General features: G+C 52.5%; 5 protein-coding genes and 1 pseudogene. 3 read left to right on the forward strand and 3 right to left on the reverse strand.

The window, feature by feature from the left end:
• Positions 1-101: 101 nt before the first annotated feature.
• Together VU18_RS06035 and VU18_RS06040 are read left to right on the forward strand one after the other, a co-directional pair.
• Complete coding sequence (locus VU18_RS06035; protein ID WP_236687304.1) at positions 102-674, forward strand: PfkB family carbohydrate kinase; 573 nt, start codon at positions 102-104, stop codon at positions 672-674.
• Complete coding sequence (locus VU18_RS06040) at positions 674-1,579, forward strand: pseudouridine-5'-phosphate glycosidase (RefSeq protein ID WP_047757767.1); 906 nt, start codon at positions 674-676, stop codon at positions 1,577-1,579. The genes VU18_RS06035 and VU18_RS06040 overlap by 1 nt, the downstream gene beginning before the upstream one ends.
• Positions 1,580-1,632: 53 nt before the next feature.
• Here VU18_RS06040 and VU18_RS06045 read toward each other — a convergent pair.
• A pseudogene (locus tag VU18_RS06045) lies at positions 1,633-1,978 on the reverse strand (hypothetical protein).
• Positions 1,979-2,253: 275 nt separating this feature from the next.
• Here VU18_RS06045 and VU18_RS06050 point away from each other — a divergent pair.
• Positions 2,254-3,420, forward strand: coding sequence for a HEAT repeat domain-containing protein (locus VU18_RS06050; protein ID WP_047757779.1), 1,167 nt, complete (start codon positions 2,254-2,256; stop codon positions 3,418-3,420).
• Positions 3,421-3,482: 62 nt separating this feature from the next.
• Here the strand turns inward: VU18_RS06050 and VU18_RS06055 are convergent, their stop codons facing one another.
• Together VU18_RS06055 and VU18_RS19465 are read right to left on the reverse strand one after the other, a co-directional pair.
• Positions 3,483-4,250 (reverse strand): class III extradiol ring-cleavage dioxygenase, encoded by a 768-nt coding sequence (locus tag VU18_RS06055; RefSeq protein WP_014195545.1) that lies wholly within the window; start codon positions 4,248-4,250, stop codon positions 3,483-3,485.
• A gap of 886 nt (positions 4,251-5,136) precedes the next feature.
• Positions 5,137-5,384 (reverse strand): hypothetical protein (locus tag VU18_RS19465; RefSeq protein WP_236687305.1); only part of this gene is annotated, 248 nt, incomplete at its 5' end.

Genomic DNA, 5,384 nt, shown 5'->3' on the forward strand with positions numbered 1-5,384 from the left:
AGTGGGGGATGAATCGGTATTTGTCATCGCTCTTCCTCTTGCCTTAACAAAACAGAAGGTGTAAATGGGAGAGCGTTCAAGATACAGTGGGAAACGAGTGGATGAAGCAGCGATGGTTGAAATTCGGTCCGATTTCCACTGTCGTGCTCGATACGAATTTTCCGCCTGATGTCATCTCATGGGTGATCGAGCAGTGCCGCCAAGACCGCCTTCCGCTTTGCGTCGTGACTGTGTCCGTGCCCAAAGTGAAGCGGTTGCCCAGCGATTTGTCTGGTGTGACGTGGTTTGTCACGAATGAAGCGGAGGCTAAGGAATTTGTGGGACGCAACGGGCATACGGACGACATAATGAAACCGATCCTTCAAGCCGGTGCCAAGAACGTTGTCGTCACGCGCGGCGCAAACGGCGTCGCGTACGCCACCAAGCAAGGGGAAACAGGAGCGATTGCGGCGCCGAAGGTTGAGGTCACCGACGCCACCGGAGCGGGCGACGCCTTTGCGGCTGGATTTTTGTACGGCGTCTTAGGCGGACATACGGTGGAAGACGCCTGCCGCTTTGGGATGAGCAGCGCGGCGCTTACGCTGCAAACGGCCGAAACGGTGCATCCCGCTTTGAATGAACACCTGTTGCAAGCCGCCTATGCGCGGTATTTTCGCGAAGGGGGAACGAAGTGATGAATGATTTTCTCGTCTTTTCCGAAGAAGTCGCTCAAGCGAAGGCCGAAAAAAAGCCGATTGTCGCCTTAGAATCAACGATCATCTCGCATGGCATGCCGTATCCGGAAAACGTGCAGACGGCGAAAAACGTCGAGCGGATCATCCGCGACCGCGGCGCCGTGCCGGCGACGATCGCGATCATCGATGGAAAGATTAAAATCGGGTTAACGGATGACGAACTTGAATTGTTAGGGACAAGCCGCGATGTAGAAAAAGTGAGCCGCCGCGACTTGCCGTATGTCGTCGCTATGAAGAAACACGGGGCGACGACCGTGGCGGGGACGATGATTTGCGCTGAGATGGCGGGCATCCGCGTATTTGCGACCGGCGGCATCGGCGGCGTGCACCGCGGCGCCGAGCGGACGATGGACATCTCGGCTGATTTGCAAGAGTTGGCGCGGACAAACGTCGCGGTCGTCTGCGCCGGGGCGAAATCGATTTTGGATTTAGGCTTGACGCTTGAATACCTCGAGACGCACGGCGTTCCGGTCATCGGCTATCAGACGGACGTCCTGCCGGCGTTCTATTCGCGGACGAGCCCGTTTCGCGTCGACTATCGCCTCGACAGCGTGGAAGAGATCGCCCAGTTCCTCGAAACGAAATGGAAGCTTGGGTTAAACGGCGGTGTTGTGATCGCCAATCCCGTCCCAAAAGAAGATGAGCTCGAGGAGTCGTATATCACCGCCATCATCGAACAAGCACTCAAGGAAGCAGAAAAGCAGCACATCACCGGAAAATCGGTCACCCCGTTTTTGCTTGACCGTGTGAAAACGTTAACCGGAGGCAAAAGCTTGCAAGCAAACATCGCCTTAGTGAAAAACAACGCCGCCTTGGCGGCCGACCTTGCCCGAGAGCTTTCTTGATGCGAACGCCCCCGCCTTGATGGAAGGACGGGGGCATGATGGCGGTGGAGGATTTATCGAGCGTGAAGCAAATGGCGGATTTTTCGATCATGCTGGGCGATTTTGACGGAGTGGAAGTCGACCGTTTCTTGTGAGTTCCACGCGGATGTGGCCGAGTTTCGCTTCGAGCCGTTCGAACCGTTCGTTCACGGTGCGCTCCAACTGGGCAATCTGCCGCTCAAACCGTCCATCCATCTCCTCGATGCGCTTGTCCATTTCATCCGTTTTTTCATTCAACGCTTGGACTTGGCGTTGAAGCGAGTCGAATTTCTCATGGAGCGCTTCGAACTGCTTGCGCATATCCGCCGCGTACAAATCAAGCACTTGCAAAATTTGCGCCAATATCGTTTTTTCTTCCACCCTCTTCACCTCCTTCCATTTCTAGCATATCAAACAAGCGAGTTTGCGAGAAGGAAAAACGGTTTCAAATCAAGCGGATTTTGTCTATGATAGAGGAGGAGATGCTGTGATGTTTGAAATGACCAAGAGCTCCTTTGGCTGCCCATTTCCATCGCATCGGCCGCTGCTTGTGTTCCATGTATGAAGGAAGAACCCGCAAGCCCGTCGCGAGGAGGTTGAATGTCGATATTCTGTCAGCGACGGGGGTGAAATTTCAGAAAAAAGAAGGTGTGATCATGTCCTTTATTCAAACAATCGAGCCGCATTTGTTTAGCGACCATCCTGTCCTCCGCCAGTTTGCGTTTGACGCAATCGAAGAGTATCCGGATATTCCAGCCGCGCTTGTGGAGCGTTTGGTGGATGAGGCTGTAACGGCGGACAACGAAGAAACACGGAGGATGATTTTGCACGGCATCTCCAAACAGCCGTTGACCGACCGAGCGCTTGAGCAGTTGTTGAGCATGAAAGATGCAGCGAAGTACATCCGTTGGTTTTTCCCGTTTCCAGCCGCCCAGCTCGAAAAATACGGAGAACAGCTGCTCCCTCACTTCCCGCGGTCTTGGCAGCGAGCTGTCCGCCTTGCTTTAGAAGGAACGGAAGATGACGTATGGGAACACTATTTTTCAGTGCTTTCGCATTTGCACGAGGAAGAGTTTCACAATCACGATTGGTTTTTAGTAGCCAAGCAAGCCGTGCGCATTCTCGTTGAACGCGGATGGATGACGAAGGAAGATATCGGTCTGACATGGATGAAAAACGAGCAACAGCCTTGGTTTTCGTATGACGGCATTTTGGCGGTGTATGCGGTCTCGCTCGTCGGCGCCGCTGAATATATTCCCCGCCTCGCCCGACTGTTGGAACAACAAGACGGTGATGTGCTTGTTGATCAAGCCGTTTCCACCTTATCGATGTTCCAACGTGAAGAAACGATCGAAGCGGTGCGCCCATATGCGTTTCAGGAAGACACGGCGCTGTCCGCTATTCATGTGCTCGCCAACATCAAATCTAAACAGGCCGTGCGTGTATTGCGAGAAGTCTTTTCCAAACAGCGCGATGATGACCTCCAAGCATTTTGCTTTGAGGCGCTTTGCCATCAGCTGGATAAAGAGGCGCTCCCAGAAGTAGAGCAGTATGTAAAAAGAGCGGAAAAACGAGGGCGTTCTTGGATGATTGATGTCGAACAGAACGCGTACGCCTATTATACGATTCTAGAGATCGATCACCCGAAGCTGGAAACGTGGAAAGCCATTGCCGAGCAGCGGTATCGCCATTTTCAAGCCGTGCTGCAAACACCTCCGCGGCCGACCAACATCCCATACCGCCGAAAAGAGCAAAAAATCGGCCGCAACGACCCATGTCCGTGCGGCAGCGGGAAAAAGTATAAAAAGTGCTGTGGCAAATGAGAACGCTGCTTTGTCTCAAAGAAACGGCCCGTCCCCACGCGGTGGCGTCGGAGGCGGGCCTTTTAAAAAGACACAGCCATGAGGCTTAAGCTTCCATATTGATATTCTCGGAACAACACGCGCGGCGCTTGGTCGCGATCGCCTGCGCCGTAAGCGATCCAATACGGCGCGAGGTGTTCGGGGGTCGGTACGGCCTGCTTGGCGTAAGGTGCTTTTTCTTCATAATGGAATACATCCTCACTGCGGGCGGCTGACTCGCGCAACAGCCAGTCATCAAAAGCGGCCGCCCAGCTTTCTGCCTCCGCATGCCCTTCCCAACGGAGCGCCATCAAATTGTGCACCGTCCCGCCGCTGCCGATGACCATCAATCCTTCGTCACGCAATGGACGCAGCGCCTCACCAAGCTGGAACAATTGCTTCGGCGTCCACCACGGCACGACCGACGCTTGCACAATCGGGATGTCAGCGTTGGGAAATAGGCGGTGCAACAACACCCAAGAACCGTGATCCAGCCCGCGCGTGGAATCAACGGCCACTTCCGCCACACCAGCGAGACGCTCGCGCACGCGCTCCGCCCACTCGACCGACCCGCGCGCCGGATAAACCACTTCATACAGCTCGCGCGGAAACCCGGAAAAATCATAAATCATGTCATACGTCCCCTCAACCGCCGAAACCGTCGGTTGGCGCGTCATCCAATGCGCTGTAAAGATGACGACCGCCTGCGGGCGAATTCCTTCCCCAAGCTTTTTCAAAAACGCCGTATACGCATTGTCTTCGATCGCCAACATCGGCGAACCGTGGGCGAGAAACAGGGCAGGGGGGTTCATCGTTCCATTCCTCCCTTGAGTCATATTGACAGATCAACACTTTGCGGCCTGATGCCGCCTCTAGAAGGTTGGTGAAAAACCACTGTTTGACTTGATCGATGATTGAACGCGCGAACATAGAGGCTGATGCAACAAGTTTTTTCTACTTGAGAACCGATTTCCAGAAGCGGTTGCGCAAGTAAATCACCAACCTCCTAGAGAGCTGGTGAAAAATTTGTTTTTTGCTTGAACCGGTGGCAGTTCATCAGAAAGGGGGACAGATCTGACAAGGCTTCCCTAATTGAAAAAAATAATGGGGATGAGCCGCCTTTTTCATTCCTCGTCGGCCTTTCTAGACGATTCGACGAAAAACGGTGTATGGGCCGCTTCCCTTGCCAATCCCCTTACCCTTAGTGTAGCATAAGCATCCTTTGCCATTCTATGCACTTGCAAAACTTTTCCTTGTCCATTTAACCTTTTAAAACAGCAAAAAAGAGTGGCACTCACTTTGAGTTCAATGCTTGAGGAAAAGAACATTAAAATGTATACAGCGCATACAGTTGTATCGAACGATATTGCTTCATACAGTTTCGAGAAACAAAGGGAGGATGACATCACATATGAAGATGAACCGCCTCGCGAAATAAAGCTGGTGAAGGTGGATGGTACGTATGGAACGTATCGCGTCGAGGAGAAGATGAAGCCGAGTGATGTGGTGGGGTGTGCTTTGTTATCGTTTTACTTATAGCTTATTTTAGCTAAACAAAAGGCGGATCTCTCCGCCTTTTCGCACGAGATAGCAACTCAAAAGAATTTTGCACAAATTTTGCACAACACAAAAGAATGTGTCGCTCAAACATTGAAATATCAATACTTTTCGGTAAATGGTTATTATCCTCTCGGGCCGCTAGTGAAAACCCTTGCGATGCGGGGGTTTTTTCTTTATCTCCCGCCATATTCGCCGCAGCTCACCCCGATCGAGCGTTTGCGGAAATGGCGGAAAGATCCTGTCATGGCGAATGTATTTCATAAAGAACGAAACGATATCATGCAAGCCTTTGATCGATGGCTTATATCCATGAACATCCGGAGAAGGTGCTGCAGCGCTTGGGGGATGGGGCGTGATGAGAAGTCCACTCTTCATGTTGCATGTAT

Origin of the sequence: Geobacillus sp. ZGt-1 (genome assembly GCF_001026865.1) — a bacterium.
Lineage (GTDB): Bacteria > Bacillota > Bacilli > Bacillales > Anoxybacillaceae > Geobacillus > Geobacillus thermoleovorans.

What these genes read in the sequence shown, in the direction of transcription:
- VU18_RS06035 (WP_236687304.1), top strand. Translation starts at nt 102, where the DNA reads ATGAAGCAGCGATGGTTGAAATTCGGTCCGATTTCCACTGTCGTGCTC.
- VU18_RS06040 (WP_047757767.1), top strand. Translation starts at nt 674, where the DNA reads ATGAATGATTTTCTCGTCTTTTCCGAAGAAGTCGCTCAAGCGAAGGCC.
- VU18_RS06050 (WP_047757779.1), top strand. Translation starts at nt 2,254, where the DNA reads ATGTCCTTTATTCAAACAATCGAGCCGCATTTGTTTAGCGACCATCCT.
- VU18_RS06055 (WP_014195545.1), bottom strand. Translation starts at nt 4,250, where the DNA reads ATGAACCCCCCTGCCCTGTTTCTCGCCCACGGTTCGCCGATGTTGGCG.